22 protein-coding genes and 4 pseudogenes are annotated in these 26,601 nt (G+C 47.8%); 9 read left to right on the forward strand and 17 right to left on the reverse strand.

Translation table 11 applies throughout. The features are described from left to right. Positions 1-10 precede the first annotated feature (10 nt). From QRY16_RS12160 to fhuE, 3 genes are all read right to left on the reverse strand, one after another. A complete protein-coding gene (locus tag QRY16_RS12160) occupies positions 11-805 on the reverse strand; it encodes an SIR2 family protein (protein WP_289776757.1) in 795 nt (264 codons plus the stop codon). Then, positions 802-1,362, reverse strand: a complete 561-nt coding sequence (locus tag QRY16_RS12165) for a non-canonical purine NTP pyrophosphatase (RefSeq protein ID WP_289776758.1) — start codon at positions 1,360-1,362, stop codon at positions 802-804. The genes QRY16_RS12160 and QRY16_RS12165 overlap by 4 nt, the downstream gene beginning before the upstream one ends. Before the next feature lie 355 nt (positions 1,363-1,717). Beyond that, a complete protein-coding gene (gene fhuE / locus QRY16_RS12170) occupies positions 1,718-3,955 on the reverse strand; it encodes a ferric-rhodotorulic acid/ferric-coprogen receptor FhuE (RefSeq protein WP_289776759.1) in 2,238 nt (745 codons plus the stop codon). Between the two features lie 1,036 nt (positions 3,956-4,991). Between fhuE and QRY16_RS12175 the strand changes: the two genes are divergently transcribed. From QRY16_RS12175 to map, 4 genes are all read left to right on the forward strand, one after another. Continuing rightward, a complete protein-coding gene (locus QRY16_RS12175; protein WP_289776760.1) occupies positions 4,992-5,393 on the forward strand; it encodes an H-NS family histone-like protein in 402 nt (133 codons plus the stop codon). A gap of 990 nt (positions 5,394-6,383) precedes the next feature. Then, positions 6,384-8,558, forward strand: a complete 2,175-nt coding sequence (locus QRY16_RS12180) for a TonB-dependent siderophore receptor (RefSeq protein ID WP_289776774.1) — start codon at positions 6,384-6,386, stop codon at positions 8,556-8,558. A gap of 461 nt (positions 8,559-9,019) precedes the next feature. Further along, positions 9,020-9,262 (forward strand): ParD-like family protein, encoded by a 243-nt coding sequence (locus tag QRY16_RS12185; RefSeq protein WP_193406558.1) that lies wholly within the window; start codon positions 9,020-9,022, stop codon positions 9,260-9,262. Next, the gene (gene map, locus QRY16_RS12190; protein ID WP_289776761.1) at positions 9,262-10,047 is read left to right on the forward strand and encodes a type I methionyl aminopeptidase; all 786 of its coding nucleotides are present in this window, start codon (positions 9,262-9,264) and stop codon (positions 10,045-10,047) included. The genes QRY16_RS12185 and map overlap by 1 nt, the downstream gene beginning before the upstream one ends. A gap of 243 nt (positions 10,048-10,290) precedes the next feature. Here the strand turns inward: map and QRY16_RS12195 are convergent, their stop codons facing one another. From QRY16_RS12195 to QRY16_RS12205, 3 genes and pseudogenes are all read right to left on the reverse strand, one after another. Continuing rightward, positions 10,291-11,598, reverse strand: a complete 1,308-nt coding sequence (locus QRY16_RS12195; protein WP_289776762.1) for an MFS transporter — start codon at positions 11,596-11,598, stop codon at positions 10,291-10,293. A gap of 76 nt (positions 11,599-11,674) precedes the next feature. Then, positions 11,675-12,622: a 2-hydroxyacid dehydrogenase gene (locus QRY16_RS12200; RefSeq protein ID WP_289776763.1), complete on the reverse strand. Its 948-nt coding sequence runs from the start codon at positions 12,620-12,622 to the stop codon at positions 11,675-11,677. 151 nt (positions 12,623-12,773) lie between these two features. After that, positions 12,774-13,766: pseudogene (locus QRY16_RS12205) on the reverse strand (LacI family DNA-binding transcriptional regulator). Positions 13,767-13,996: 230 nt separating this feature from the next. On the opposite strand from QRY16_RS12205, the gene idnO reads away from it, so the two are divergent. Both idnO and QRY16_RS12215 read left to right on the forward strand, forming a co-directional pair. Then, the gene (gene idnO, locus QRY16_RS12210) at positions 13,997-14,761 is read left to right on the forward strand and encodes a gluconate 5-dehydrogenase (RefSeq protein WP_289776764.1); all 765 of its coding nucleotides are present in this window, start codon (positions 13,997-13,999) and stop codon (positions 14,759-14,761) included. Between the two features lie 20 nt (positions 14,762-14,781). Beyond that, positions 14,782-15,318, forward strand: coding sequence for a gluconokinase (locus QRY16_RS12215; protein WP_289776765.1), 537 nt, complete (start codon positions 14,782-14,784; stop codon positions 15,316-15,318). Between the two features lie 56 nt (positions 15,319-15,374). Here the strand turns inward: QRY16_RS12215 and QRY16_RS12220 are convergent, their stop codons facing one another. The 3 genes from QRY16_RS12220 to QRY16_RS12230 are packed head-to-tail and all read right to left on the reverse strand — an operon-like array spanning position 15,375 to position 18,983. Continuing rightward, on the reverse strand, positions 15,375-16,772 hold the full coding sequence (locus tag QRY16_RS12220) for a c-type cytochrome (RefSeq protein WP_419776128.1): 1,398 nt from the start codon (positions 16,770-16,772) through the stop codon (positions 15,375-15,377). Next, the gene (locus QRY16_RS12225) at positions 16,769-18,397 is read right to left on the reverse strand and encodes a GMC family oxidoreductase (RefSeq protein WP_289776766.1); all 1,629 of its coding nucleotides are present in this window, start codon (positions 18,395-18,397) and stop codon (positions 16,769-16,771) included. Before QRY16_RS12225 ends, QRY16_RS12220 begins: the two co-directional genes overlap by 4 nt. A 19-nt stretch (positions 18,398-18,416) precedes the next feature. Further along, positions 18,417-18,983 (reverse strand): sugar dehydrogenase complex small subunit, encoded by a 567-nt coding sequence (locus tag QRY16_RS12230; RefSeq protein ID WP_289776767.1) that lies wholly within the window; start codon positions 18,981-18,983, stop codon positions 18,417-18,419. A gap of 507 nt (positions 18,984-19,490) precedes the next feature. Here QRY16_RS12230 and QRY16_RS12235 point away from each other — a divergent pair. Further along, entirely contained in the window at positions 19,491-20,180 is a 690-nt protein-coding gene (locus tag QRY16_RS12235; RefSeq protein WP_289776768.1) for a RipA family octameric membrane protein, read from the forward strand. A 225-nt stretch (positions 20,181-20,405) separates the two neighbouring features. Next, a complete protein-coding gene (locus QRY16_RS12240; protein WP_289776769.1) occupies positions 20,406-20,609 on the forward strand; it encodes a hypothetical protein in 204 nt (67 codons plus the stop codon). A gap of 74 nt (positions 20,610-20,683) precedes the next feature. Here the strand turns inward: QRY16_RS12240 and QRY16_RS12245 are convergent, their stop codons facing one another. From QRY16_RS12245 to QRY16_RS12255, 3 genes are all read right to left on the reverse strand, one after another. Then, positions 20,684-20,908: a hypothetical protein gene (locus QRY16_RS12245; RefSeq protein ID WP_289776770.1), complete on the reverse strand. Its 225-nt coding sequence runs from the start codon at positions 20,906-20,908 to the stop codon at positions 20,684-20,686. A gap of 136 nt (positions 20,909-21,044) precedes the next feature. Beyond that, positions 21,045-21,182, reverse strand: coding sequence for a hypothetical protein (locus tag QRY16_RS12250; protein WP_289776771.1), 138 nt, complete (start codon positions 21,180-21,182; stop codon positions 21,045-21,047). 121 nt (positions 21,183-21,303) lie between these two features. After that, positions 21,304-22,451, reverse strand: a protein-coding gene (locus QRY16_RS12255) for an IS3 family transposase (protein ID WP_289776772.1) whose coding sequence is annotated in 2 segments (ribosomal slippage) — positions 21,304-22,214 and positions 22,214-22,451 — 1,149 coding nt in all. Because the reading frame shifts where the segments join, the coding sequence is not laid out codon by codon here. A 26-nt stretch (positions 22,452-22,477) separates the two neighbouring features. Here QRY16_RS12255 and traF point away from each other — a divergent pair. Further along, positions 22,478-22,819 carry a conjugal transfer protein TraF gene (gene traF / locus QRY16_RS12260; RefSeq protein ID WP_193406747.1) on the forward strand — a complete coding sequence of 114 codons (342 nt, stop codon included), beginning with the start codon at positions 22,478-22,480 and terminating at the stop codon, positions 22,817-22,819. Between the two features lie 5 nt (positions 22,820-22,824). Here the strand turns inward: traF and QRY16_RS12265 are convergent, their stop codons facing one another. The 5 genes and pseudogenes from QRY16_RS12265 to QRY16_RS12280 all read right to left on the reverse strand — a co-directional run. After that, positions 22,825-23,106: a type II toxin-antitoxin system RelE family toxin gene (locus tag QRY16_RS12265; protein ID WP_193406748.1), complete on the reverse strand. Its 282-nt coding sequence runs from the start codon at positions 23,104-23,106 to the stop codon at positions 22,825-22,827. After that, positions 23,096-23,347 (reverse strand): type II toxin-antitoxin system Phd/YefM family antitoxin, encoded by a 252-nt coding sequence (locus QRY16_RS12270; RefSeq protein WP_193406749.1) that lies wholly within the window; start codon positions 23,345-23,347, stop codon positions 23,096-23,098. The genes QRY16_RS12265 and QRY16_RS12270 overlap by 11 nt, the downstream gene beginning before the upstream one ends. A 330-nt stretch (positions 23,348-23,677) precedes the next feature. Next, positions 23,678-24,520 (reverse strand): annotated as a pseudogene (locus QRY16_RS12275) (Tn3 family transposase); the annotation flags it as partial. 15 nt (positions 24,521-24,535) lie between these two features. Beyond that, positions 24,536-24,610 (reverse strand): annotated as a pseudogene (locus tag QRY16_RS22230) (IS66-like element accessory protein TnpA); the annotation flags it as partial. A 1,387-nt stretch (positions 24,611-25,997) separates the two neighbouring features. Beyond that, positions 25,998-26,372 (reverse strand): annotated as a pseudogene (locus QRY16_RS12280) (E3 ubiquitin--protein ligase); the annotation flags it as partial. Positions 26,373-26,601 lie beyond the last annotated feature (229 nt).

Genomic DNA, 26,601 nt, shown 5'->3' on the forward strand with positions numbered 1-26,601 from the left:
ATCAGCAGGCTTAAGCGATTAATTCTTCGAGAAAATTTGCTAGCGCTTTGCGCGGGTCGTCCTCCTCCGACACGATCATCTCAATACCCCACTGGCCCAGCACCTCTTTTGCTACCGGGTTATTACGATTGGTGAACAGATAGGATTTAGGTCGCGCAGTCGCCAGGCCGGTGCGGCCCCACATTTTAGTCAGGCGGTAAAACAGCAAGCGAATATTGAAATCGCTGATGCTGTAACCAACAAACAGCACCGAATTGCCCATCACGTCATGCGTCAGCTTAATATCAAGCGGGGAGTCAAAATAGAGCCGCTCAAAGTAGCTGCTCTCATCCAGTACAATCGAAGTATCGTCATCAAAATCGCCATGAAGTTTGATGATATGTCGCTTATGTTCCGTCAAAGCCACTAAATCAGCAGCGTTGGCAACCTTTGAATAAGGCACACCGTGTGCATCATGCGCGGCCTCCAGCCAGCGGTCGTAATTGGTCGTGTAAATGCGCGAGAAGTTGCCTTGAGTGATCACGGTGTGGATTTCAGATGTTCGGACGTCAATATCGGGTCGATGCCATTCACGATCCATCCAGCTGCGTAACGGTCCCAGCGAACCCTTTTTCTGCTTATAGTATTCCGCCAGCGAAAGGTGGTTGCCATAGGTATTGAAAATTGTAGGATCGTAACCTAACTCGTTGGCGAGATGGGCGATCAGCTCATGCCACTCCGGCAAGCCAAGATTACGAGAAATGCCGGCTCCGGCAAAAAGTATCAGCTTTCCTGAGTCATAGGCGCGTTTCAGTTCTGGTTTCATGCCATTCCCCGAGCGGTTTTCAAGAAGTTGGCAAAGCGGTCCAGCGCAATACGCCGCATGGAGATCTCATTTTTCTTTTCGCCCATCTCTGCAAAAGTTTGATCGCAACCTTCAGGAATGAAAACGCAGTCCCACTGGAAGCCGCGTGTACCGGCGGGCTTCGGCGCGATAGTGCCTCGAAGTTCGCCAGAAAACTGATACATTTTGCGACCATCGCAGTAGCCCAGCACGGTTTTCGCCGTAACCTGTTGACTATCCAGACCCTGTACCAGCGCAGTAAAGCGTTCGGCGTCTAAGCGGTTCCAGAAAATACGCGTTAGTCCCGCCGGTAAGCCATTTAAGCCGTCCAGATATAAACCGGTGTGCTCGACAAACAACGGGCGGCCAATAATAGAAAAGGCTTTGGTTAATTTGTCGCGAACCAGTTCCAGCTCATTTTCGGTTTGAATTTCTTCAATACGGCGGGCGATAGGCAAAACGTCAACCCCAACAGGCTCAAGGATTTTGCGGACCTCCGCCAGCTTTTGCTCGTTGGCAGAAAGAAATCTGATTTTCATGCTTCTTCCAGGTTAAGTAAGCTGCCAGATTGTTTTTTTAGAATATTGTAAAGCAGAATAAATCGTTAACGCTGGAGAGTGTAGCGCAAATCGCCAGGCGAAGAGGGAGCACAACGGAAGCGACCATACTGCTTTTGACTAATAAACCGTACCCGGTAAAAGCCTGATGCGTTTTTTTTGCTTACTGTTAGCGTAGCAGGAATATCGATCAATAATTTGAATGAGTTAGCCGCAATCCTTAAATGCAGGGCCAGATTATCTGAGGACATCGCATCTGGCGTGGCAGAATGTCTTACGCACCTTCATAAAAACGCCTCCGAAGAGGCGTGTTTTCATGGCGTTCGCTAAGCGGCAATTAGAAGTTGTAGCTTGCAGTCACCGTAAAGTTACGCGGCTCGCCGTAAACGATGCTAGTGCCAACGTTGGTATCGTACTCTTTGTCGAACAGGTTATTCAGATTGCCCTGCAAAGACAGGTTTTTCGTAACCTGGTAGCGAGCGAACAGATTAACCAAAGCATAACTGCCTTGAGTCGCACGCCAGGTGCCGTTACCTGCTGGAGCGCCCACATCCTGCCAGACATGCGTCTGCCAATTGACGCCGCCGCCCAGGGTCAGATCCTGCACCATTGGCAGGCGATAGCTCGTGAACAGATTGAATGATGTGCGTGGAAGTTGCGGGTTGACCGTTTCTCCATCACGTTGTTCAGCAATATAACGCGTCCCACCGAACGTCATCTGCCAGTTATCGGTCAGCGCACCATTGATTTCAAACTCAATACCACGGCTGACAGTACCGCTCTGCCCTATATAGGCCGTTTCAGTGGTTCCTGCAATCACACGGCCTGTACTTTGCGCTACGTTATCCAGTTCGGCGCGGAATACAGAAACAGACGTTGTCAGACGGCTGTTAAACCAATCAGATTTAATCCCTGCTTCATAGTTTTTTCCGATCACAGGTGAAAGGTAGTTGCCATTGCTGTCGCGATAATCCTGCGGCTGGAATACCGAGGTATAACTGGCGTAGGCCGACCAGTTTTGGTTGATGTCATAGATCAACCCACCGTAAGGTGTGATGTTGTTCTTTTCCATCTCATCGGTCATCGTGGTGCGATTCCAGTTGGTATAGCGGGCCCCCAGGATCAAATGCAGTGGGTCCGCCAGAGAAATGCGCGTCGCGAGATAAGCCGATTTTTGACGGGTAATATTACTGTCAGTGCTCTTCGTACGTGGAGACCAGTCAGTTTCACGGAATTGACCGGTGTAATTGTTATAGTTCCCCAGCATGTCTGGAGAAATATTCTCGAACGCACTGTAATAATTATTTTCCTGGCGGTTATAACTAATCCCGGTCATTAATTCATGCTGACGACCAAAAAGCTCATAAGGACCGCTGGAAAAGGCATCTAAGCCATCAACTTTACGTTTTGCAGTGTTATAACCGGTGCCCCCTACCGCATCATAATTGGAGGAAGCAGGATATTCATTTATGCCAATGCCAGTGTTCTTGTCGAAATAACCGCTGACGTACATCATCTTGCTGTCCATAGTCATTTCGTTATGGGTACCATTCAGCGTGATGTTCCAGCCGTTATCAAAGTTTTGTTTCAGGTTAACAAAGATTTTTTTGCTTTCTTTATCGTTGTATGTCCAGTCAGGTGCGGTGTTGAAACCACGCCGGGAATGGATCTGACTGCCATCGGTATACCAACGCGGCGCACCGTTCCACATTGGGCTGTCGGCATTAATCTTCTGAAATTCGTAACCAACGGACAACGTAGTCGAGTCGGTCAGATCGGCATCAACCACACCATAAACAAACTGTTTTTTCGCACCATAACGCTCAATAAAGCTGTTATTGTCCTGGAAGCCAGCAACCAATCGGCCACGCACATTGCCTGATGCGCTCAGCGGGGCCGAAAGGTCGGCAACATAACGTTGTTTATCCCAGCTGCCATAACTGGCGGAAATATTGCCGGTAAAATCGCGACTGTCAGCGTGTTTCCTCACCATGTTAATAGCGGCAGACGGATTCCCCGGACCGGTCATCAGGCCGGTTGCCCCGCGAACCACTTCAATACGCTCATATAAAGCCGTATCGCTTTGTGCGTCTCCCAGATTCCAACGCGAAGCAAACACGGTCGGAATGCCGTCAACCATATAATTATCAATCAGGAAGCCGCGAGAGTAATAAGTGCGTCTGTCCATATCCGCAACGTTCTGCTGAATGCCTGTGGTATTGCTTAACACCTGCCCCAGCGATTGCAGTTGCTGATCTTCCATGCGCTGCTGGCTGATGATGCTCACCGACTGCGGAATATCACGCAAGGTGGAAGTCAATTTAGTTCCCGCACGGGTTACCGGCACGCTGTAATCAGTCTTTGTGGTATCCGCAACGCCGCTGTCCTCTGACGCACTGACCAGCATAGTCTGATTATCTGTCGCAGCTGATGTCGTGGTTTCTGCCGCACGCGCAGGGTTAGAGAAAGAAGCCGCGATGACAACCGCCAGTAGCGAGAGGCGCAGGGGGTTATGTTGCACAAGCGCAGCCGTGTGCACAGCAGTTTCCCTGACGCACTTAACATCGAAAGACATCGGTAGTTCCTCATTTATATTTTTGATTTTCTGCCACTGTTCACGGCCACGCTTTCTGCCGGAAGAACCTGATATGCCCCCCTGCTTCTTGATTTATTCAGAGATGCCTTCCCTGAGTGCCTCAGTGCGCTGGCGTGATGTTATTTGTAAAGCAAATGAGAAATATACGCATTGTCATTATCATTGCAAGAATTTGTTAACAACCCATGAAAAATTTCTCGAAACCTTAATGGACAAAAACTGATTGATAAAGAAGGATTTTTTTCAAATTAAGGTGTTTTTTGAAACCAGGAGCGTGAAAATTGTTTTAATGGTATTAAGATAGCGACAAGATTTTGCTGGTTTTACTTAAATACGAATATACAACGCTGCGCAAACCGGTGAGAAACAGCACACACCAGCTTTGCATTTGTATGTGTGGAAGCGTTGCTGGCGTTCAACAAGGCAGGCATTTATAGAGATAACCCCTTCGGGTTAACGCTATTTCAAATAAGCCAGAAAAAATTTTCCCGGAAAAATAAACATTCATTACAAACCGTTATTAACTTTTTAAAATTTGAGACCGTGCTGATTATTTTTGAGCCGTCCGCACATTATTTAAAGCAGGCATGATACCAGTGAGGATTCGGTTAGCGGTAATAGATGAATATTGCACCATTCTACTTGTCTCACTGGGCTAGTGGCACAATCTGTCCATATTTTATGGATACTACGGCAGCACCCATACGCAGAACTACAGGTTGCACTGCATGTTTACTGGCCGCGTGGCGTTATTTTCTGTATACCATTCGTATGGAGTTTTGCCGTTCTGTCTTAAGCGGTAAAATATATTTTGTCCATATGGCGATAATTTAAACGGCACTACAGCGAGCCATATTTTTAAAATCTTGCCTTTTTATGCTAATGCTTAAAAATCACATTTGTGCCTGGCGTAGCAAATAACACATTTCACCCCTTCTACATATTTCCTTCTCAACCTATTTTCCGTAAACTGACGTGCTTTATGTATATTCGTTTTAAATTTAAGGATTAATCAATGAGTGATGCGTTAAAAGCGTTGAATAACCTACGTACATTACGTGTTCAGGCCCGTGACGTTGATATTGATACGCTAAATGAAATGCTTGAGAAGCTTTCGGTGGTGATCGCTGAACGTCGCGAAGAAGAAGAAGCGGCGCTTGCGTCTGAACGAGAAAAAGCCGATAAGCTCGCAAAATATAAAGAAATGCTGTTAAACGATGGCATCGATATTGCCGATTTATCCCGGTTGGTTTCGGTTGAAGGGAAAACTAAAACCAAAAGAGCACCACGTCCCGCTAAATATCAATATACTGACGAAAATGGTGAAACTAAATTCTGGACCGGCCAGGGCCGCACGCCTTCTCCCATCAAGAAAGCACTGGAAGCGGGCGGTTCACTGGACGATTTTATGATTTAAATTTTATCGCGGCGCTTATCCAGGGCGCCGCGCTGTTTTATCCTGTTGCGCATATCATAAATAATACGCTACGTAGCCCGCATTCTATCCGTGATCACCCGCTGACACTCAGCCGTTTTTCCGGTATGAGCGCAACGGTATTATGTTCAGCGCTTTCTGCTGTTAGAAAATTTTTACATGCTAAATTAATAATATGCGTGTAGAAAACCATGCGTTACCAAACGCTCTAAAAACAGAATATAACAGGTTAATATAAAAGGGTTTTATGCAGGGAAAAGAAACATCGCTGAATTCTTTAGCATTATTCCGTCAGACGCATCATTGATGCTTCATTAAGCAAAAATTTTTCTATCTTCAAAACGATGCTGCCGTGAGATACAGCTTTCACGCCTGAGAATCCTTGCAAATATGTTTAATAACGTTCCGGTGCTTCACGCATCTGCACTAATAATTATATACGCGATCGCTACCTTCCAGTGCATAACCCATAATTTTCCTGGCGACATTGCTGACTATATTTAACGCTAATAAGCTGGAACGTGCGGTGCGTCATAAATCGCGTGCCGAAAAAAATTCCGCCCCTAAACCGTGTAGTCTGCAAATCATTTAACGCGATACTTGTTTAAATATGCCGTTAGGCGCATCACGCGCAGTGAAGTTAACACTGTATTGAACATCCCTTTTTTAAGTAGCCAGTTACAGAAAATTTAACGATTCAGGAAACACATTTCACCAACATCAAACTGTAGGCTCCAGCATGAGCAGGTCTGCCGTCACAATGACCTGTTCACACCCATTTTACTCTATTCACTTACATAGTTTATCCAAAAAAATCATCACATTATGCAGGGTTTTTACTCATTCACCGACTCACGGTTGACGTAGGTAAAAGTTTCCCAATCGTATATACAATGATAAGCATTATCATTATCATATGCATTTGCTTACAAACGTTAATTAAACAGGGAGTTTTCTCAAGTGAATGTAACTATACGTGTCCAAAAGCGTCCCGTCGCGCTTTTGCTGGCTGGACTGTTAAGTACTTCTGCTTACGGTGCTAATGAAGAAGAAACTGAAAAGCTGGCTGATGATGAAACCATGTTAGTCACCGCTGAACAGGAACTAAAACAGCAGCCGGGTGTTTCAACGATTACGGCGCAGGATATTGAGAAAAGTCCTCCTGTTAATGACCTCTCAGACATCATTCGTAAAATGCCTGGCGTCAATCTCACCGGCAATACGGCCAACGGTAGCCGCGGTAATAATCGCCAGATCGATATTCGTGGCATGGGTCCGGAAAACACTCTAATTCTGATTGATGGCGTACCTGCGACTTCACGTAATTCGGTGCGTTATAGCTGGCGTGGTGAGCGCGATTCGCGCGGCGACAGCAACTGGGTTCCGCCGGAGATGGTTGAACGTATCGAAGTTATTCGCGGTCCTGCTGCGGCACGCTACGGTTCTGGTGCGGCAGGCGGCGTAGTGAATATTATTACTAAACGTCCGACGAATGACTGGCATGGATCGTTATCGCTTTATACGAACCAGCCAGAGGATGACAAGGAAGGTGCGACTAAACGCGCTAACTTTAATCTGAGTGGTCCGTTAGCGGGCGAAGCGTTAACTATGCGTTTATATGGCAACATTAATAAAACCGATGCTGATGCTTTCAACATCAACACGGCAGAAAATGGGTCAGCGGCTGCGGGTCGGGAAGGCGTACGTAATAAAGATATAAATAGTGTGATTTCCTGGAAAATCAATCCATTACAAGTCATTGATTTTACTTATGGCTATAGCCGTCAGGGCAACATTTACGCCGGTGATACGCAATACAGTAATGGCGCAGGAAATGCGCTGATTGAATCACTTGAAGGCGATGAAACCAACCGTCTTTATCGCCAGAGTTATGGCCTGGCGCATAACGGAATCTGGGACTGGGGCCAGTCGAAACTGACCTTCAATTATGAAAAAACAAACAACACGCGCTTGCTGGAAGGTACAACAGGTAGCGGAGAGGGTCGCATCAACAGCAATACTTACTCCACCAGCCGTTTTGAAAGTTATCGTGCAGGCGGTGAGGTAAGTTTCCCATTAGAATTCCTGCGTGATCAAACCGTTACGCTTGGTGCTGAGTGGAATCGTGATGAACTAGACGATCCGGCATCCATGCAGGCAACGAATGCCTCCGGCGTGGTTATCGGCGATGTTAGCGGTGATGGTTCTTCGCGTAGCAGCACCCACTCTGCCACCATCAGCTCACTTTATTTTGAAGACAATATTGCCGCCACCGACAACACGGAAATTATTCCCGGATTGCGTTTCGATTATCACGACAGCTTTGGTGCTAACTGGAGCCCAAGCCTGAATATCTCGCAAGGTTTAGGCGATTATTTCACCGTGAAAGCCGGTATCGCTCGTGCGTTCAAGGCCCCTAACCTTTATCAGTCTACTGAAGGTTATCTACTTTCAACGCGTGGCAACGGATGTCCAGTCGGCATTGTCTCCGGTAGTTGCTATCTGTTGGGTAATAAAGATCTCGACCCGGAAGTCAGTGTTAATAAGGAATTAGGCATTGAATTTGCTAATGATGGCTACGTCGCCGGTATTACCTGGTTCCGCAATGATTATAAAAATAAAATTGTTGCGGGCACCGAAGTGCTAGGTTACGCCTCGAATGGTAATAATATTCTGCAATGGAGCAACGGCGGCAAAGCGGTAGTTGAAGGTTTCGAAGGAAATATGACCATTCCGGTTATCCGTGACGTGCTGGAATGGCGCACCAACGCAACCTACATGCTTCAGTCGAAAGATAAAGATACCGGCAATCCGCTTTCCATCATTCCTGAATATACCATCAATACTATGCTGGACTGGCAGGTTACGCAGAACTTTTCCAGTAACCTGAACTGGACAATGTATGGTCGTCAGAAGCCACGTGAACACGCCGAATCCCGTACTGAAGCGAATTCATTATCGACAAAAGAAGTGGGTGCCTATTCTGTTCTTGGCCTGAACTTCAATTACGACATCACCAAAAATCTGCGGGCTAACGCCGGTATCAGTAATCTGTTAGACAAACGTGTTTATCGTGAAGCTGAAGGCGCTTCAACCTATAACGAACCGGGTCGGGCATATTATGCCGGTCTGACTATGACGTTCTGACAGACATGACTAAAAAAGCGCCGGTAAAAAGGCGCTTTTTTATTTAAAACAGTCTATTGATCGGTTAAACCGTTTGCGTGTCATCACGCGATTGATAGATTACTTCCATTAAATTATTCAGAGATTAACGACATCCGCTTTGGTACTGATTTCAACGTGCCGGGTAATCCATGAATTTTTTGTTCGCCTGACTTTATGCTACTGAAAATTAAACTTTTTCCGAACGATTTTTTGCCTACGAAATTCAGTACATGACTGAATCCATCGTTCTTTTATTACCGAAATAAATTAACCACGTAGTTATACCCGGTTTTTCCAGATAACGTCTCAGACTTCCCCACCCTACTATGTTTGCCTTAATGGTTAGGACGGTTATTTAAGTGGCTTGTCGCCTGTTGCTTTTGAACTTTTTCTGCCCCTGTGACAATATATAAAACATATGCGTTTTATATAGGATTGATATGGGTATCGTAAAAATTTCCGATCTGATGCATGAAAATCTGCGCATCGCCAGTCAGGCAATGAGCCGCTCCATTAATTCTCAGGCTGAACATTGGTTAAAGCTGGGCATGTTGGCTGAATTATATCCGCAGCTTAACCAGCATGAGCTGGCACAAAAGCTTATTCGTGTTGAGCTGAACGGCGGGTCAGATATTCGTAACCTGATTGTTCACGACAATTCTATTTCACAAGGAAATGAATAATGAGTTCGGTAAGAATTCATACCATGCAGGAAATCGAACTGGCTCGAGCCGCCGGACATGCCGCGGCTCAGGTGTTGGCAATGATCGCTCCGCACGTTCGGCCCGGCGTCACAACGGAAGAGCTTGACGACATCTGTCACGATTTCATCGTTAATGAACTAAACGTTACACCTGCCAATATTGGTTATCACGGTTATACCCGGACAAGCTGTATTTCAGTTAATCACGTCGTTTGCCATGGCATACCGGCAGCGAAAAAACTGAAGGAGGGCGATATTGTTAACATCGACGTCGCAGTCATTAAGGACGGTTGGTATGGCGATACCAGCCGGATGTATTTTGTTGGGCAACCTTCTGTACGCGCAAAACGTCTGGTTGAAATCACTTATCAATCCATGATCGCAGGCATTAAAACCGTGCGTCCTGGCGCCACGTTAGGCGATATAGGCGCAGCTATTCAGCGCGTGGCTGAAAATGCAGGTTTTTCCGTAGTCCGGGAATATTGTGGTCACGGTGTTGGCGAAATCTATCACGACGATCCACAAATTCTGCATTATGGCTCGCCTGGAGAAGGGATGCCGCTTAAAGCGGGTATGATTTTCACCATCGAACCGATGATCAATGCCGGTAAAGCCGGAACCAGTTTGCTTTCAGATGGCTGGACGGTAGTGGCAAAAGATCGCTCACTTTCCGCACAGTGGGAACATACCGTGGCAGTAACAGAAAACGGTTTCGATTTGTTAACGCCATGGCCAGACGGTACAGGCGATTACTCGGCGATCTAATCCGGCAATACATCGCCGAAACACGCGGGAATCTTCATCCTGCCAGCAGCCCTATCCCCCTGCTTCGTGACCAACAGTATCATTGCCGTTTTTAAATGACCGACGTTCGGCAGCGTCAGATACGCAGCGTGTACATGGCGGTCAGAGGCCCAGGCGAAAGCCGGGGCCTTTTACCTCAAACCTAAAAGATCCTCGCTTAGTACGAATAAAAATGCGTAATACCGGCAATTTCTGCTATCTCAATCAGACCTGATGCGGTTGATGCCGACCCTGCTTTTCACGCTGAGATGATTCATGCAAGTCACAAGAAGCCGGCAGAGAGATACTGATCAGTCCGGCAATGACTAACGAAGCGGCTAAAGCGCAGACCGCCACGTTTTGTCCGTAAAGATAGATCATTATCCCCACCAGGTAAGGGCCACAAAATCCACCCAGATTGCCTAACCCGTTGATCACGCCACGTGCGCTACCGGCTACTTCCGGTGATGCAATACGGCCAGGAATTGACCAAAATGGGCTGGTTGCCGCCTTAAGGAAAAATCCACATATCACTAACGCGATATAAGCTGCCACCATATGATCGCGCAATATTACCGATGCCAATAGTGCGGCAGCAAAACAAAATAATGAAATCATCACCCACAGACGACGCTTACCAGTGCGATCGCTAAATAGCGAGATAAGGTAAATGCCGATCATCGTGGCGATAAACGGTAATATCGCCAGTAACCCCACATTTGCCATATTTGCACCGGTCAGGTTTTTTAAAATGCTGGGTAACCACAAGGTGTAGCCGTAATCACCGGTCTGATAGAAGAAATTCAGTGCGACTAATTTCATTAAGCCTTTATTACGAAACACATCTTTGAGAGGCGCTTTGCTAACTGGCTGTTTAGACAGACGAGCATGGCGTTCACGGCTTAGCTCTCGAACCAGATACTCCCGCTCACGCTGGGGCAGCCAACGGGCATCTTCAGGTCGATCGCTGATCACTAACCACCATACCAGTAACACCGCTGCGGACAGTAAACCTTCAATGATAAATAGCCAGCGCCAGTCAGCCATATTAATGATCATGCCGGAGATCGGTGCGGTTAACATCCCACCAAGCGGTGCAAACATCATAACAAACGCGTTGGCACGACCGAGTTCTTTTTCCGGGAACCAGTTGCTGACCATCGTTAACACCACTGGCAGCATTCCGCCTTCGGAAATCCCCAGCACAAAACGTAGCGCCAGCAGCTGATAGTGATTAGTAACAAAGCCAGTGGCGATCGACACCACCATCCACGCGATTAATGACCAGGCAATGAAGCGTTTACCGCTACCATTAACCGCAATGCGTCCACCTGGCACCTGTAAAAAAAGATACCCAATAAAGAAGATGCCACTAGCAATACCCGCCATCTGGCTGGTAATAGCGAGATCCTGCTCCATCCCGCCAGGTAAGGCAAAACTGATATTGACGCGATCCATAAACGAGATAATACAGGTGATCAAAATCGGGGCTATTACACGCATCCAGCGCGTTCCGGGTATCTTATTGTTCATGTTATGCCCTCTATTTCATGCAATACGTGGCCTTAACGATGGCCAGAAGCACATCGTTTAGGCTGATAAGGGAAGGTTAAATTGCGTTAGGTAAGGTTTGCTGCTTAAAAAAGGCGTCGACATTCGCAAAGACTACGTCACGCATTTTCTGTCGGGTTTCATGCGTTGCGCTGCCGACATGGGGTTGTAACACCACATTCTCAAGGGCGATTAATTCAGCGGGAACGTGCGGCTCAGCCTCATAAACATCCATTGCAGCACCGGCAATTGCGTTACTTTGTAACGCAGCGATTAACGCTTGTTCGTCAACTAAAGATCCACGTGCAATATTAATCAGCCATGCATGTTGCGGCATCGCCGATAAAACAGCGGCGTCAATCAGCCGGCGAGTATCATCACCCCCCGAAGCAGCAATAACCAGGAAATCACTGTCTTGTGCCAGGGAAATGAGATCATCCCGGCACACATAAGGCAGGTCCGGTTTGGCGCTTCGGCTAACGTAACTTACCGCCATATCAAACGCCACGGCACGTTTAGCGATAGCGCGGCCAATATTGCCCATACCAACAATACCAATACGTTTACCACTGACCCGGTTGCCCAATGTCGGAGAGTGGTTAAGCCATTGCCCTTCTCGCACAAACTTATCGCCTGCGACTAAATTGCGTGCGCCACTTAATATCAGGCCCAACGCCATATCTGCAACATCACTGGTTAATACCCCTGAGGTAATGGTGACGGCGATGTTGTGCTGGCGAGTAAAGTTTAGATCGACGCCATCCGTGCCAACGCCAAAAATTGCGATTAACCCTAGTGCAGGCAGCAGTTCTAGCACTGCATTACTGACACCGACATCGCCGCGTGTCACGACTGCGCGAACTGAACTGCCGTGCTTACCAAGCCAGGCCAAAGGTTCAGCCTGTTCATAAAGCCGATGAACTTCAAAATGGGCGGCGAGCTTTTCTGACAACGACTCGACAACAGGTGCAATTAATAAAACAGTTTGTGAAGGGGTAGAAGTCATCAGCAATCCTCATAACAGTTGCATTCCGCAGATGACTCTTATTAAAGGCAATCCTGAGCATTTTTTTGTGACCAGCATCACGTCAAAGCGTGTTACTAAACTGTGTTACCTAAGGCGTGATCTTCCTGACTATTCATGAAGTTGCAGAAAGCTAAATCGTGGCACCCATCGACAAACGATAATGCAGATCGACCTGCTCTATTGTCGGCTGGCGGCGAAGCTTTTTAATCAGAATTTCTGTGGCTACCTTTCCCATTTCAAAGCGCGGTGTAATAACGCTAGCCAGCTTTGGCGTGGTTACTTGCCCAATTTCCAGACCGTGAAAACCTGCAATCGCCATTTTTTCAGGCACGCTAATGCCTGCTCCCCGGCACTCCTGTAACACGCCAACCGCCAGGTCGTCGTTAGTACAAAGGATAGCGTCCATATCAGGGTACATTTGTCGTGCCAGCGTCATCATGCCAGTACCGATTGAAACCGAGGATACTTTATTCGGCACAATGCGACCTTCCGATAAAGCAGCAGCGGCCATGGCAGCCTGATAACCCGCGTAACGCTGTTCATCGCGAATATCCGACATCGATCCGAAATAAATAACCCTTCGTTTACCGCTGCCAATCAGCATATTGGTCATATCGAAACCGGCGCGGTAATTATCAAACCCGACGTTGATTCGCCCTGGCGTCTGGCTCAAACCCATGACTTCTGCCACTGGAATATTGGCTGCTTTTAAGTATTTTTCGGCGCGAACGGTATGCACTGATTCAGTTCACAATAATGCTTTAACGTTGAAGGCCAAAACGGTCGCGATTTGTTCCTCTTCACGCTGACTGTCGTAATCATAATTCACGACCAGCGTCTGAAAGCCTTGTTCAGAGGTAACAGATTCGATGCCAGCCAATAAGTCAGCAAATATCTGATTATGAAAGGAGGGAATTAATACACCAATGCGCGGCAAAGTATGACTTACCATTGCAGCGTTGTCCGCATCGGGTTGGTAGCCAACTTCTTCAATAACGCTGGCAATGCGTGCAGCAGTTTCAGCTTTAACTTTTTCCGGCGTACGTAAATACCGGCTTACCGTCATTTTTGTTACTCCCGCCAGCGTCGCAATATCGTGTAACGTGATGCGTTGCATTTTCATTCATTATGTCCGTTGAGCACCCATCCCATCTACACAGTATGTCTGGATAAGCAGATTTGTAGAATCCCTGATAGCGGCTTTAGGCGGTGATTTAACCGTAAAATACGTGATGTCTCACAGCAAAAGTAACTGACTTTTGTAACATCTTTTAAAGTGATCTCAGTCACAGTTTTGGCAGGCGTAAGATCGTGAGATAGCGCTATCAATTTCGCAAACAGAGCGGGTTTTCGATGAATACACTTTTCAGTCTGGAAGGTAAACGCATTTTGCTGACCGGTTCGGCGCAAGGCATTGGATTTGTTATGGCGCACGGTTTAGCTCAGCAAGGTGCCGAGATCATCATTAATGGCACAAATGCCGAACGCGCTGAAAATGCGGTAATGAAATTACGTGACGAGGGATTCACTGCCCATATTGCATTGTTTGACGTAGCCGATGCCCACGCTGTAGAACAAGCCATCGCGCAGATTGAAGATAATATCGGACCGATTGATGTGTTATTCAATAATGCAGGCATTCAGCGCCGTTATCCCTTTACAGAATTTCCGCTGTCTGAATGGAACGATATTATTGCTACGAATCAAACGGGCGTATTTGTGGTTTCGCAATGCGTAGCGAAAAGAATGGTGGCAAGAAAAGAAGGTAAAATCGTCAATATTTGTTCCATGCAAAGTGAACTAGGCCGCGACACCATTACGCCTTACGCGGCAGCGAAAGGTGCAGTGAAAATGCTGACACGTGGCATGTGCGTTGAGCTGGCACGTCATAATATCCAGGTAAATGGTATCGCGCCGGGTTACTTCGAAACGCCAATGACGCAGGCACTGGTTGATAACCATGAATTTACCGAATGGCTGTGCAAACGTACCCCTGCGGCTCGCTGGGGCAATCCTGAAGAGCTGGTTGGCGCAGCCGTTTTCCTCTCTTCAAAAGCCTCTGATTTTGTTAATGGCCATTTGTTATTTGTCGATGGTGGCATGTTAGCAGCAGTCTAAGAGCATGAAGGAGAACCGAGATGGCAGGACAATGCATTATCGTAATGGGTGTTTCCGGCACCGGTAAATCAAGCGTCGGCATGGCGCTGGCGAATGCAATGAACGCTAAATTTATTGACGGGGATGATCTTCATCCCCGGCATAATATTGTAAAAATGGGTTCAGGACAGGCATTAAATGATGATGACCGTTTGCCGTGGCTGGAGCGATTATCCGATGTCATTTTTAGCCTTGAACAGAAAAGCGAAACTAGCGTGCTGGTATGTTCCGCATTAAAGAGACGTTATCGTGAGCAACTACGTACCGGCAGTCAGAACTTACGTTTTATTTGGCTCAACGGTGATTATGCATGCGTGCTCGAACGTATGAAGCGCAGGCAAGGCCATTTTATGCCGGAGGCGCTTCTTCAAAGTCAGTTCGCGGCACTAGAAGCGCCAGGCTTAGAAGAAAGCGATGTCATACCGGTAAATATCGCGCCTTCGCTTAAGCAGATCGTGGAGCATTGCGTGAGTGTTTTGCAGGCCGAAGCGGAATTGCCTGCCCGTCTGGCATCCTGATGACGCTATGATATTTTCATGCCTCAACAGAATGAGGCATGAAAGTTTCATTTAACTTATAAAGCGTTACGACGTCGCTTCCTGCGCCACAATGCGATAATCACCAGAAGCACAACGATTGCGGCAATGATCCCAGGTAAAATCCAGGGCTGTGCCTGCGCCAGCAACGGCGGATGACCACCTTTGCGTACCCAAGCCACATCCCACGCTGTCACCCTGACATCAGCATTTCCATAATTGTGCAGCACAAAATTACTGATTTCAGCCACTTGTTGATCGGTTAACTTATCGACATACGACGGGGAGCTAAAGCCTGGCATAAGCACTTCACCCGCTGCAGTTTTCCGCTGAACGCCGAACAGGATGGCGGCAATCAGGTTATCAGGGTTGCGCATGCCGGTTGCCGTATTATGGAAAAGCGATGGATAAGCCTGATTTGCGCTGCCTGCACCATCCGGCTGATGGCAACTGGCGCAATTACCGCTAAACAATACCTCTCCATTGCTTAAAGTGTGATTAGCATTATTAGGATTGCGCCCACGTATGCTGTTCTCAACATCCATAGGTTGACCATGTTGATATGCTGGCTGCGTTTCCCCACTTTCACGAATAGGTGCCGTACTTTTCAGATAGACCGCAATAGCGTTTAAATCGCTTTCAGGAAGATATTGAAGGCTGTTTTCTACCGCTTCCGCCATACCGCCCGCCGCCTGGTTTTTACCTTCAGCACGACCAGTTTTTAAATACTGCACCAGCTCCTGATTGCTCCAGCCACCAATGCCGCTAATCGGATCAGAGGTAATGTTCGGCGCATACCAGCTGCCAAGCGGGCCTCCCGCTAAAGGCTGATCGCTTTTTTCCTGCATCAATACGCCACGCGGCGTGTGGCAGGTATTGCAATGCGCGAGACCGTTCACCAAATAATTACCGCGATTCCACTCGGGACTCTGGCTGTTATCGTTTTGATAAGCGCCTTTATCTGCAAACAGTAAATTCCAAAAAACCATGCTGAAGCGCAAATTAAACGGGAACGGCAGATCGGTCTGTTGATTAGCCTGATCAATCGGTTTAACCCCCCGCATAAAGTAGAAATACAGCGCATGCACATCCTCATCAGTCATTTTGCTATAGGAGGTATAAGGCATAGCGGGATAAAGGCTGGCCCCATCGGCGCGCTTACCCAGCCGAACGGCATTAGAAAATTCAGCCTCGCTGTAATTGCCAATTCCCGTGGCTGAAGGAGTGATGTTAGTGGAATAGATCGTTCCCATCGGTGAAGCGATACCGTATCCGCCACTGAACGCCGATTTACTCCCCGGTGCGGTATGGCACGCCTGACAGTCCGAAGCAATCGCTACCTGTTCACCTTTGTGCAAAAGATCGGCATCGGGTGTTTCAGCCTGCACGCCGAATGTAAACAGGGCAGCCAGGGAGGCCATTACAAAATGCTTCATGCGAACTCCTTCATGCGCAGACCAATGTCGTGAGCCGCTTTTAAACCTAATGCCGCCATGGTCAGCGTACTGTTTACGACGCTTGCCGAAGGAATTGCGCCACCGCCTGGTAGCCACAGGTTTTCGTGATCAAAAGCGCGACAGTTACCATCTACCACCGAATCTTTGCCGCTTTTCCCCATGATTACGCCGCCCATAATATGATTATTGGCGTTTAAACCCTGACTAATCTTGAATTCTTTGCCGTTAAATAATTTGCCGATATTCTCAAGTTGCGCGTGTGACGCTTCGGCACCTTTACGTACGTAGTCGCCAACATCGTAATAAATGTCCGGGCACGGTAATCCATGCGGGTCTTTACGCGTTTTACTCAGGGTTAAGCGATTTTCTGGGTCTGGCAGCGGCTCAAGACTGATAGAAAGATCAACACTATGAACGGCGCGATAACGAATTTCTTCATCCAGCGCTTTGCCCACTAACCCTTTTGCCAGTGCCTGCTGCGTGGCGGTGACTACGCGAGAAATATTATTAAGAATGACCTTGTTAGCTGAATAATCGCGACGGAAATCGCCGTCGCGATAGCCCACCATGCAGCTGCTCTGTGCAGGGCCGCGCCCTAACCAAACAGGTTCTTCAGTTAAAAATGAGCAATGGAAGCCGGAGTGATCCATCATATTCCGCCCCACCATATCGGAACCGTTGGCAATACCGTTTGGATTAGCAGCATTCGCTGCCAGCAGCAGCAAACGTGGGGTTTCAATGCCGTTACAGGCTAATGCAAATGCTTTTGCGGTAGCTTTATGCGAAGCGCCAGTATTATCCAGCCAGTGGACGGCGGTGATGCGATTATTATCATCGGTGTCCATTTTGTAGACCACCGCTTCGGCTAACACTACCGCTCCAGCCCGTTCGGCGCGCTCAACGTGATGAATACCATTATACATAGCGCCGATCGGGCAAATTGGTTGGCAGTTATTGTTCCCACAACAGGTGGGCCGCCCTTCCCAGGGACGCGTACTGCGTCCTTGCGGGATAGGCACCAGGTTATAACCGTGAGGATTCACCACGCTGGCGAAGTAATTATCGCCGTGAGCAAAACGTTCAGCAGGTGATTGTCTGGCAGGATCATTCGGTCCTGCTACGCCAATTTCGTTCTCGGCTTTGCAATACCACGGTTCCAGCTCGTCATACTGGATGGGCCAGTCGCGGCCTACGCCATATTTTGATTGCATGACAAAATCACTTGGATGATGACGCCAGCAGGAGGCGGCCCAGTGCCAGGTTGTCCCGCCTACGGTGCGCAAATAACCCTGCTGAAAACTCGATGCGTTTGGTCCCGTGACGTTAACGTAATTGTTACGTGGGAAATAAAGCGGTGCGGGAGCAAATTTTGACTGCGGATACAGTCCCTGAAAGTCAGAGCCTGCGCGGTTAGCAAAGGGCATATTGCGCCAGTTTTCTACTGCCTGAGCACGATCAATGCGTAAGCCCGCTTCAAGTACCAGTACAGAGTAACCCTGACTGGCTAACTCATTGGCCATCATACCGCCGACAATACCTGAGCCCACAATAACAATATCTGCTGAGGCATCGCCCTGAGCAGTAAACACGGGTTGTTTGTTCATTTTAATTTTTCTTAATGGATTAGAGACTGGCGAGAAAATCAACATTTTCAGCAGGAACAGGAGCGGTCCACCAGATAGAGCCGTTGCCGCAATACGTTGGGACAATTAATCCGTCCTGTACGGTTTGGTACATCAGGGCCTGTTTGTAGGCAATCAGAGTTCCATGATAATCATCCCCTATCGTGCCGGTATACCAGGCAGTCACGATGTCATAGAGAAAGTCATGCAACCCCGCCTGAGTCGCTTTATCCAGGAACTGTTGCGCATTAATCCCCGCTACGGCTAAGTGGTTTAGTTGCGAAATCCGCTTATCAAACAGGGGATCTCGCTGAGCAAATGCCTCAAGGAAACGCGCAGCCAATACGCTATCGATTTGCTTATGTTCTGTAATCGCTTGTGACACCCGAATAAAAGCTTTCACCGGGTCGCTGGCATTAGCTACGTTAGCGGCAAAAGTTATACCCGGCATGGCGGCAACGACACCGGTCAACGCTAAGCCGGCAACGGCGAAGATGAATTCGCGCCGACTGGAACCGGTTCCATTTTTGGGCAAATGTGCATCTATTGGCTCTAATTCGTGCTTCATGGGTCGTCCTGGTTAAAAACAGAGAAGGTTTTAAAAGGTGATGCAGATCACGGATATTACCGCTTTACGTTTAATTTTGTTAACGAAATATGGCTAAAGGATGGCGAAATGTTAATTAATTCGCTCTAAATGATAATTTCGTCTATTAAATCTCCTTTTTTGACAGCCTCACATAAGTAACTTTTTCCCTTCCCTTAAGGGCCTCTTTTTCGGCGAAATTAACGAAGCATTACGTGAAAGGTTAAAAGTTCCCATCTGGAAAGCAAGGGACTCATTCTGGCTCAGTTATCCCGCTGTTTTAGACTTAAAAGGCACTGTCAGAGAGTGCATTTTCAGGCAAAGGCTATGCAACTCGCCGCCCGCACATTAATAATCCCTCTTCACTTAACGGAGTTTATTTGCGCGGTATAGCGGTGGCTGGCCAGAATAATAATTTATTATCGAAACATATGTCATTTGTCTTTGAGCCGATTAATATATGAGAAATTTGATATTGAGAAGTTAAACATGACACGGATTAACATACACCCAGAAGATGCGCAGTTTATGCGCGAATTACTAAGCGACGAGATGACAGTAATCGACTCTGATTCCAGCCAGACCGCCAGGATTAATCACTCCCTGCTCATCGCGATAAAGCAAAGGAAGAGTGAAATCGATACCAGCTGGAAGCAATGTATCCTGTTTTTTATTACTTTTCTGTCACTTTACACCGCGCTTGGAGCTTCCCTCACCCTTGATATGCCGTCTGGTAGTTCCGGTCATAAAAGTATTGAGTATGCATTGCAAGCCATACCTGTGCTGATTGCTTTCTCAGGTTTCTTTGTCTCTATCCTGTTCTTGTTTCTCACCCGAGCCAGCGCGCGCAAACAGATGAACTGGGAAAGAAGCATTCATATATTAGAAAAATATTCTTCAGGTAATTTATTCAAATTAACGCATGCTCAAGGCGCAGGAACGAGTAATTACTCTATTCCGCTAATTTATATCTCCCTGGCTTACTTTATTTGTCTGACCTGGCTTATTATTTATAACTATCTGACTTTCACCACCAGCGGTGTTTTTGGCAGTGTGATTTCTCTGTTTATCAGTACCATGGCCTACGTTATTCTCGATATTCAGCTACTCAAGCCCTTTAAACACAGCATCGAAAGCGAACCTGCACGGGTGAAACAAGACGATAAAAATCAGGAATAAATGCCTTAATTCTGTTATTAAAACCGCCAGATAATCTGGCGGTGTTCAGTTCGGCCCGGTGAGGTAACTGGCACCGTCAAAACCTCCTTTTGGCTGATCGGGAATGCAGCGACTCAGCGTTTCGAGACTACAGGTTTGCTGATGACATAAATCTGCTTAGAGGGATGCAGGCATGAAAAGCGCAGGCTAAGCTCTGAGAATGACCAGGCACAGGAGAAAGAGCTGATGAAATTCGATAATCAAGATGCATTTAAACTAACGATGGCTTTTATGGACCGTAAGGAAAACATTTCCAGTGCCAGCGGCTACTTCAAAACATTTGTTGAAACCTACCAGAAATTCGACAGATGGTTGAGTTCACCCGACCCGGTAAAAACATTAAACGATGAAAGGTCAGCAGCAAAAACCGATGAAAATACGCTATTTTAGTGGCTGGCAAATGCCTGGTTGCATCGCTAACCAGGCATTTGGTTTTATGTCAATTTTCGAGCTTCACGCTCAGCTTATTTCGTTTCATCTACCTCAAGCGCATCCTGGATCGCATCGGCAAGATTAGCAATTTCATTTGCTACCGCTTGCAAATCCCATGCAGCCTTCGACCCGTTAGCAGACGTTGCCGCGCTGACAGATTCTTTCGCTACAGCTAACGCAGCCGCGACGGCCACCGTGCGTTTATGTTGCTCTTGTGTCATCCCGGCAGCAGGCAGTCCAAAATAATCGTTAACCATTACGTTTCCCTTTAATTCTTTTGAGGCTACACCTTAGCTTCTGCACGCCCCGGCGTGAAGCTAAATATCCAATACGATTTCATCGATCAGCGTATCTCAAAATTAAAAGAGCCGCCCGCAGGCAGCTCAGCTTAATTTAACGATCCGGCACGTCATTGTCTGGAAGCTCCGTGTCCACGGGCAGTTCTTCATCGTCGCCAGGGACATATTCAACGTCGCCGGGAACCTGATTGTCTTCAGGCAGCGGATCATCTTTATCGGGTCTTTCTGACATATCTTCCTCCAGTCCCCCCTATGGGTAAAGAAAGTTTAGTTCCGCAACTAACCGGACGTAAAAGACAACGTAAGAGTTGTGATTCAAGCGTAAAACTAAAAACTGAATCGCCACGGATAATCTAGACACTTCCGAGCCGTTGATAATATTGTTTTTCATATTCAGTCGGTGGCATCTGATCACTCGAACCATGCCGACGCTTACTGTTATAAAACATTTCGATGTAATCAAAAATATCGCTGCGTGCTTCTTCCCGTGTTCCGTAGATCTTTTTCTTTATCCGTTCACGCTTCAGTAGCTGGAAAAAGCTTTCTGCAACTGCGTTGTCGTGACAGTTACCACGACGGCTCATACTGCCCTCCAGATCGTGTGATTTCAGGAACGACTGCCACTCATGGCTTGTGTACTGACTACCCTGGTCAGAATGAACCAGCACCTGTTTTTGGGGATTACGTCGCCACACAGCCATCAAAATCGCATTCAGAACAATATCTTTTGTCATCCGGGGTTGCATTGACCAGCCGATAACTTTGCGCGAGAACAGGTCAACAACTACGGCCAGATACAGCCAGCCTTCGTGGGTTCGGATGTAAGTTATGTCCGTTACCCAACGTTCATCCGGCGCTTCCGGGTTGAACTGTCGCTGTAGCCTGTTGGGTGTCACGATACTGGCTTCACCTTTACGCGCTCGCGGGCTTCGATACCCGACCTGAGCCTTTATCCCGGCACGCTTCATCAGCCGCCAGACCCGGTTAATCCCACATTGTTGCCCGCTATCTCGCAGGTCGAGATGGATCTTGCGATAGCCATAAACGCAACCGGACTCCAGCCAGAACTGTTTGATTTGTCCAGTCAGTCTGAGATCTGCCTGAAGCCGTGGTGAATGCGGCTGCTGAAGCCAGGTGTAAAACCCACTCGGATGAACATTCAGCACCCGACAGAGCAGACGAACGGGCCAACAACAGGAGTTGTCACGGATAAAGGCGTACCTCAGTCGGACAGCTTTGCGAAGTACGCCGCGGCTTTTTTTAATATGTCCCGTTCGTCAGTAACCCGCTTCAGCTCCTTCTGGAGTCGGCGGATCTCGGCCTGAGCATCTGACTGCTCTTTGTTGATGGAAGAGTCCGGCCCGTATTTCTTTATCCAGGCATAAAGACTGTGGGTAGTGATATCGAGACGTTTTGCGACACTGGAAACAGAATGGCCACGATCAACAACCTGTTTGACTGCTTCAATTTTAAACTCTTCAGGATAACGCTTACTGCTCATGTGCACCTCTCTTTAAGCCATTTTAAATGACTCTGAGATGTCTGTTAAACCTGTGGCGATTCATTTATTTCTACCGGGGGAAAGAGCCGGTGGATGTGCTGATGGGCGTGGTTGTGCGCTCGTTCGTCATGGAGTACGGCATCAATCTTATCTATGTGTCAGTGGATGGCAAAATTGTGCCGGAACTGCCGGGGTCACGGCCTGACAACGGACAGACGGAGGCTATGCATATTACCCATTACCCCGCGCTTTTTCTGGTGAACCCCCGCACGGAGGCTTATCAGCCGCTGGCGTATGGTTTCCACTCCCAGGAGGATTTAGCCTCACAGTTCCTTCTTGTGGCAACCGATTTTGCACCAGGGTTTTAACCCGCTCAGCGCATGTCGGCCTGATGATATACCTCGCTGTCGTTTCGCTTGCCTACGGCGACAACCAGCAGAAGGATTTGATCGTCGATAACCTCATAAACCAGCCTGTAGCCGGATGAACGCAGTTTAATTTTATACCGGTTAGTTCTTCCGCTCAGTCTGGCCGATGGGATATGCGGGTCATGCAACCGCTCGGCCAGTTTTTTTTTGAACTGCTCACGAATGGTATGACCCAGCTTTTCCCATTCCTTCAGGGCGCGTCTGTCAAATGAAAGTTTATAAGTCATTGAGGTTTACGCTCACGATATCCGGATTTTCCATGCGTTCGTCTGCAACCGCGTTAAGCTGCGCATCCTCGGCAAGGTCGCGGTAATAAGCATAAAGCTCCGGGGGAACACAGTAAAATGCCGGTTCATTACGGTTAAGGATAGCGACGGCATTACCTTCCCCCTCCGCGACGGTGCCCATCGGATTGCGTTTCAGATCGGTGATGCTGGCTGCGATATTTGTCAGGATTTGATAAGTCATGGTGGCTCCTGTTGCGTGATTTGATTCAAGGATAGCTCTTTAGTGGTGCTTTTTAAAGTCTTTTAATGGTGCGATAGACCCTTACTGCCGCGCTTCGCTTGCCATCCGGCCCGCTGAGCCAGAATAAATTCTGACTCCCCGGCCCGGAGCCGATAAAAACCCAATCATCAGACTGGTGCTTTAAAGCTGCACCGGTGCTGCCGTGTCTTGCCCGAAGGATTCCGCCGTCACGACAGCCTGATTTTACGTATGTTAATACAGGTGAATTTATGCGATGTATTCCTGCACTTCCCTTCCTGGGGTTCCACGCCGGAACCGCCGAAATTTCCGTTACCCCAGTTTCAGCCCAGCAACCAGTGCATCCAGGTCTATGATTTCATTGCTACTATGAAAGGTGTAATGCCCGTTCAACAAAATGTGCTGCCAGGCCACCGGTGATATCCGGGTCAGCGCTTCAATACCTTTAGTGTTGCCTTCCGCTTCCAGACGCTCCAGTAATCGCGACAAGATTGCAGAGTTGTAGTAAACGATCGCGTTGGAGATCAACCGCCCGCACTGGTTACTGACTTCCGTTTCAAGGTCATTTTTCCCGCTCAACTCTTTCTTTCCGCCGACTTTGGATACTGCGGCGCGTAGCTGGTGATAAGATTCAATCCGGTTCTGGGAGCGGCGGATATTGCGTTCCAGTTGCGGATCACGCAGATACTTCAGTGTATAAATGCTACGAACCAGCCGATCATATTCAAATATAGCCTGTCTTGTCGGGTTGGCTGTTGTGTACGTACATAGCTTGCGCATCAGCGTTCCCTGCGTCATCTCCTTCAGTCCCAGCGTAGCGACAATACGATCGAGATTATTTTTTTCGCGGATGATAAGGTCCTGATTAATCTGCCCAACTGGCTGAATCAGACATTTTTTATAGGCCGATGGCTCCCTGGTACAATACAGCTCCTTCAACTGCTTGTTCAGGTCGGTGAAATGAGGTTCAAAGCGAAGCCCAAACCAGTGCAGGATCGCAAAGTTGGCTTTATTGATGCTGTGCATGTCTCCGGTAATGGCTGTGGGTTTCACTTCTGAGGTGTTACGGTACCAGATATCAAAGACATGATGGCCTTCATACTCGTTTGTGCCTATCAGATAACCGTTGATCGGGATGTGGTTACACAGCAGCTTCGCTCCCATTAGGCCAAAGTGGAGGCGAAGTACCTCGAGAAGCCATGTCCGGTGTTTCACGCGATAGTGTCCATTAAAAATGATGGACACTATTTTCCCGAAACCGGAGCCTGCTGCACAGACGGTCTAAATGTGACGCTTACTCCCAATGCTGGCGGTGACTCTCATCAAACGCTCGTTTATTGAGCCTGAAATACGGTTATATAAATAAGCATAGTTATAACTTTCAGGCTTATTGCCAAAAGTTAAGGAATCCTTGCGGTCACCCAATCCGTACTGTTGTGAGAACTGGTTCACCGTGGCCGCCATCTGCGTATACTTCGGATTGCGCATGGCTATACACAAAAGGTGTGTAACCCGCCCCTAGAATTCCCCCAACGACCATACTATTAAGTATGCCCTGAACGGGGGCGGCATAAGCTCCTGAAAATGAGGCGCTAAATAAGGATGCGCGACTTGCTAATGTATTGCATACCTGATCTAAGGCGGTTTTCCGGGTTATTTCATCTTTCGGTCGAAAATCAATACCAATTTTAAGTTCAGGATTATGGGATACATAGGCATTAGCACTACGACTCGTTAATTCATCCAGTGTTTCACCGCCAATATTAACCAGTGCCCGACTAACAATATTCGCAGCTAATTTCCCCATAGCAGGCTCAAGAGCATCAGAAAGCATGTCCATTCCTTGATCAACCGCAATCTGATTTCCCGCATAGACAGCGGCGGAGAACGCGGTTGCCTTTATATTCAGGGGGCCTTCATTATTGTCCTGTAACTGTAAAAAATACTGAGAGAAGTCTCGTAAGGGTACATAGACAAATACCGCCGCGATCAACGCATTTGCCGCGACGGCAAGTCCACCGGTCGCTGCTAATGCCGTTCCTGTTCCTACAACTAGGGCGATATTGGCGAGTCGCGAACGCAGAGTCTCTGGCGTTTGTGTTCCTTCTTTAATATCTCGTGCTATTGCTGCCAACTGTAAAACAGCAGGCATTGCAATGCTCACCCCCGCTAAACTCACTTGCGCAGCCTGAGGAAGCGTTTCGAACAAGGCAGGAAGCGCAGCTCTCCTTACATATTCACGTGCAGCGGTGGGCATACCGACAGAAACAGCATTACGCGTAAGTATTGCTCCGGTATTTTTGACATGACGTTGAAAGAATGCCTGCCAGGACTCCGAAGCTTCACTATGGGCAGCCGTATTTAATACTGACTCTGGTATCTCAATAGTGGTGTGTGGTGAATCACTGCTCTGGGAGGGTACTACTTGTCGACATGGTGTATCTGAGCTTTCCGCATTTTGTTGACGGAGGTCAGTGGGTGAACGAGGCAGATTTTTGTTTTCCTCTTTAGCATAAATATCGATGACGAATACCGTCTCTTTTCCTTCCGGAGCACAATAAGTGCCGTTTGATGTTCTAGGTTGCTGCATCATCTTATACAGCAACCCGTTGGCATCATGGGTCATGGTTTGGTGCCCCTGACATTTCACGGTATATTTTCCTGCATCATCGAGAGTGACTGACAGTATCTCCCGGCTGTTTTCGTCCAGGATACTGAAGTGATTATCCCCGTGTCGGCCGGACTGAATGTTCTCCGCGAATCCGGAATATGCGAGCCTCCTGAGCTGTTCAAATCGGTTGACCACATCCTCCCGCGTCGTTCCGGTCGGTGGGTGACAAATCGTCCGGATACACTCCAGTGCTTCAGATTTATGCGTCGTGCAGAAAAACTCCTTAATTTTTTCCCATACGCTCATCTCAGACGGTGTATCAGAGCGGGCTATGTGGTTAATTCGGCTGTCGCTGATTGTGGCAGGAAAACATCTGTTTCCAACATGAAAGGGCATAATACAAACTCTCTCTGCAAATTTACAATAACGCCTGTCAGGTGGTATCAGCGACTGGCGCTGGCGGTTGATGATATAATCTTTGACTTCTCCCCTATTTCACAATACGGTGTTCAACAGCGTTGGTGCATGGACAGGGTAAGGTTACACTTTCCCCTTACCCGCCGTAATTCAGGCGGATCTCACCTGTTTGCGGACAGAATGAGGCCCTGCCACCGACAGCAGGCGA

The sequence above is a fragment of the Mixta mediterraneensis genome (assembly GCF_030283135.1).
Lineage (GTDB): Bacteria > Pseudomonadota > Gammaproteobacteria > Enterobacterales > Enterobacteriaceae > Pantoea > Pantoea mediterraneensis.